Annotated in this window: 3 protein-coding genes and 3 pseudogenes; 1 reads left to right on the top strand and 5 read right to left on the bottom strand. The window is 61.1% G+C overall.

Annotation, left to right across the window (positions count from 1 at the left end; translation table 11 throughout):
• A pseudogene (locus HV796_RS45075) lies at positions 1–218 on the top strand (DDE-type integrase/transposase/recombinase); the annotation flags it as partial.
• A gap of 7 nt (positions 219–225) precedes the next feature.
• On the opposite strand, the pseudogene HV796_RS45070 reads toward HV796_RS45075, so the two are convergent.
• The 5 genes and pseudogenes from HV796_RS45070 to HV796_RS40810 form a co-directional block, all read right to left on the bottom strand.
• Positions 226–492: pseudogene (locus HV796_RS45070) on the bottom strand (IS30 family transposase); the annotation flags it as partial.
• Between the two features lie 583 nt (positions 493–1,075).
• Positions 1,076–1,252: a hypothetical protein gene (locus HV796_RS40825; protein ID WP_175233357.1), complete on the bottom strand. Its 177-nt coding sequence runs from the start codon at positions 1,250–1,252 to the stop codon at positions 1,076–1,078.
• Between the two features lie 447 nt (positions 1,253–1,699).
• Positions 1,700–2,122 carry a PIN domain-containing protein gene (locus HV796_RS40820; protein ID WP_175233359.1) on the bottom strand — a complete coding sequence of 141 codons (423 nt, stop codon included), beginning with the start codon at positions 2,120–2,122 and terminating at the stop codon, positions 1,700–1,702.
• Positions 2,110–2,367, bottom strand: a complete 258-nt coding sequence (locus HV796_RS40815; RefSeq protein ID WP_175233358.1) for a type II toxin-antitoxin system Phd/YefM family antitoxin — start codon at positions 2,365–2,367, stop codon at positions 2,110–2,112. The genes HV796_RS40820 and HV796_RS40815 overlap by 13 nt, the downstream gene beginning before the upstream one ends.
• A gap of 49 nt (positions 2,368–2,416) precedes the next feature.
• Positions 2,417–3,107: pseudogene (locus HV796_RS40810) on the bottom strand (phage integrase family protein); the annotation flags it as partial.
• Between the last annotated feature and the right edge of the window lie 394 nt (positions 3,108–3,501).

The raw sequence follows: 3,501 nt of genomic DNA, 5'->3' as shown, positions 1-3,501 counted from the left end.
ACACGGCAAACGTGCTGTGGGTGGCGGACGCGACCTACGTGCCGACCGACGCGGGCTTCCTCTATCTGGCGGTGGTGCTGGATGTGTTCAGCAGGCGTATCGTGGGCTGGGCGATGTCAAACCACCTGTACACCGAACTGATGCTGCGGGCACTGGACATGGCATTGCGGCAGCGACGCCACGAAGGCGTGATCCTGCATTCAGACCAGGGCTGTCAAGGCGGATTCAACCGGTCGTCGCAACACCAGATTGTTGAACAGATTTTAGATATTCGTCCAGAGCTTCGGCAGGAGTCTTCCAACCAAGCGTTTCCCGGGGCCTGGTATTCAGTGCATTGGCAACGGCCTGGATCTCTCGAGCGCTCCACCTAGATAGGTCTGTGCCCTTTGGAAAGTATTGTCGCAGAAGGCCGTTCGTGTTCTCGTTCGTGCCACGCTGCCATGGACTGTGCGGGTCGGCGAAGAATACCTTTACCCCGGACTCGACGGTAAAGCGATCTTCAAAAATTCCGCGAGCAGGCTCTTGATCTCGCTTGCCGTAGGACGCGAGCGGACGCCGCCGGTTCTGCGCCGAAACCACGCTGGTAAAAAACGTCTCCAGCGTGCTGCAGATCGTCTCGATGCAATGGTCGTACGTCTCGGCCTTGCCGTCGGCCACCGTGCCGTCAGGCAGCATGGCCGGTCTACGTATCGTCCGCCGTGCGATACAGAAGAAAGTGTTCCGCCTTAGGTGTCGACTCTTTCCCGGTGAGTATTGCGTCCTCGTCTGGCTAAAGCTGAAAACCAGAACCACTCACAGCGCCGTTTTGGCTCGAGCCTGTCAGCATCTTTGGCTCATTCATGGTTACGGGATTTATCATCGATTCACATATGTTCACCATACTTCCCAGCCTAGCTCCCCACCGCGTGATGCTTGCAGTTCCGCTTCGACCTCACGGCGTCGGCTTCACCCTTTCGGGGTGGTGATACATTGTCAGAATGGCTCCAGACGGTGCTGCTACCAGCTTCGCCTGCATTCCTAGGCTACTACCAGAGGAATGGTAGGTTTGGTTGAGTTGCCCTCGCCAAACAATCACTCATGCAGCTTCACGTCGCACCAAGTTGTCCATGATTGTCGACTTGCAGGCGCCGTTCGGGCCGGTTAGCGCAATCAGACTGCCAGGCAACGATTCGAGATCGAGCGTCACGCCGCCGCGCTTCATTCCGTCGCGAACGCCATAAAAGCCTTCGAGGGTCAGTTTCAGCGGACGCATGACGGCGTCTCCGGCATCGGCGAGTCGAACAGATAATCCGACGGCAGCCAGGGGGCGTCGTCATCGTCAGCAAGCATCCTGCTGAGCAGCGGGTCAGGTTGCCGTGCCGGTGGCACCAGCGCCCCGTCGAGAGCCCGAGCGGTGACCTGCCGCGCGAGTGCTCTCGCGCTGGGTGGCCTGCGCGCAGTCGGCGTCACAATAGAGGTTGCCGCGATCGCAGCGGCGACAGATGAATACCTGCGCCCGGCCGCGGGCACACAGGAAGGAGGCGGCCCGTGGCCAGCATCGGCGGTCCTTGTGGAGCGCCCAAGAGGTTCTGCGAGAAATCGACGGGACGTGCAAGCGATGCGATACTGCGGCTTCACTCTCTAATCACGTAGGCAGTCCTACTCATATCCCTTTACTCATTCTTTCATCGTTATTGCGACACAACCTTATCGCGTCGGCTCAATGCCTCGGCGTGAGTTCTATCTCTCTGAGTTCGAGGTTGGGCAGCCGCTTGAAGTCATCCGGGTTCGCTGTTACCACCGCGCAGTCGTTCTCAATCGCGAGCGCTGCAATCCACAGATCGTGATAACGCCTGCGTGGGGTCCCACCGGCCTGTTTGTCTGCGGCGCACAGCATGGCGAAGATCGACGCCGTGTGTCGCGTGATTTCAAGCACAGGCAGTTCTTCGACCGATTGGAGGAAACGAGCACGGCGAATTCGAAGGGCCGGATCTGCGCAGGCCTCTTTGCCGTATTCGAGCTCCCCAATCGTGACCACTGAAACGTAAGCGGGGACGTCCTTCGTTACTGCGAGCAATGCTTCACGGTCGATCTGGCCATTAAACAGGCCGATCCAGATGCAAGTGTCGATTACGACGCCCACGGCTCACCCACGCGGTCATCGAAGGGGCCACCCTTCATATCGTCCTGCCAAGCTTGCCCTTCTTTGCGAGTCATTCCGCTTGGCAACGTCGCCAAAAGTTGCGCCACGGTGACGACGCGCCGCGCCGGGATAATCCGCGCGATCGGTGTTTCATTTCGTTCGACGACGACTTCGTCGCCCCGGAGGACGTCGTCGAGAATCTGGCTTGTGCGCCGAGCCAAATCGGTTGCAGTTATGGTGGTCATGGAATCTCCTTGCTGATTATGCGCATTATACGCATTTTGTGTAGAGGAGCAGGCCACCCACTACCGAGAGCGCGTGCGAGGCCGACCGCGCGGACAATGCGCCGGTGAAGGGCCGCCAGTCTGGCGCCGAGCGCGGCCGTGCCGGGCCGGTCCAGCGCGCGGCCACGCTCGACAATTGCCCAGAGGATCAGGCGCTCGGCTTCCTTGCGAAAGGTTCTCAACGTTGCGGGCGACTCATGCAGCGACAGTCACGCCTGGACGGCGGTGTAGTCATTGTCGGCATCGAGCGTGCAGGTCTCGCGTGGCGCGCGGAACGTCTCGGACGAACCGTCGACCTCGTGCAGCAACCATAGCTGCGCCCAGGGCACGATCGGCCCCGGCGGCACGGATGTGGCGACAAGTGCCCTTGCCCGTTCCGTCAAGGCCGGGTGGGCTTCAAAGAATACCTCAATCCGGCGGGCACCGGCCGGGCCAAGCCTTGGCACAGCTTTCCATGTAAGCACAGAGACGAGGTCTGGACGCCCCGCCGTTCGTGCGACGCGGGCCAAGCGCCGGCGAATGGCGCCGAGAATACCGTGGTCCGACCGCCCTGCTCCAAGGCGCGCTGGTAGGTACGGCTCCGCTGCTTGTCGGACGGGCATGCCGGCATACAAGGCGCGCAGCGCCGCCAGTTCGTCGCCGTCGGGAGACCGGTAGGCGGCGGATTCGGCAGGAGATGTGGATGACAGACGCGTTTTCATGAACTGCATGTACGCAAAATGCCCGCCCGAATGCGAAAAGGGACTGGGCAGCCTGCTTGAGCGCGCAGGAGGAGCGGGATAAGATCCACGCGCCCGGCATGGGGCGCAGGGCGATGCGGGACGCTCCCAGGATCATGGCGGGCAACAGTGCCGTTTTCCAGCTTTGTCATGCGGCGGCCCGTCGATGACCGTGTGAGCGCCGCTGATGGCCGCGTCGGCCTGCCGGGCTTCGAAGCCGGGGGCGTTCCGTCACGGCGCCTGTGTGGCGAAATTCCTCTTCAGATTCAGATCATCACGGGACAGGTATGACTGGCAGCATTACTCAGGCTTTGGTGCGGCAATACCCTCCATCCGGATCACTGGCCAGCGATTCTGCCGGGCCCGCAATGAGGCA

Origin of the sequence: Paraburkholderia humisilvae (assembly GCF_902859855.1) — a bacterium.
Lineage (GTDB): Bacteria > Pseudomonadota > Gammaproteobacteria > Burkholderiales > Burkholderiaceae > Paraburkholderia > Paraburkholderia humisilvae.
Note: the sequence above shows the minus strand (reverse complement) of the source record. Positions and strands in the feature narration are given on the sequence as shown.

Excerpts from the sequence above, each read along its gene's own strand:
- HV796_RS40825 (WP_175233357.1), bottom strand. The coding sequence starts at position 1,252 with ATGCGTCCGCTGAAACTGACCCTCGAAGGCTTTTATGGCGTTCGCGAC.
- HV796_RS40815 (WP_175233358.1), bottom strand. The coding sequence starts at position 2,367 with ATGACCACCATAACTGCAACCGATTTGGCTCGGCGCACAAGCCAGATT.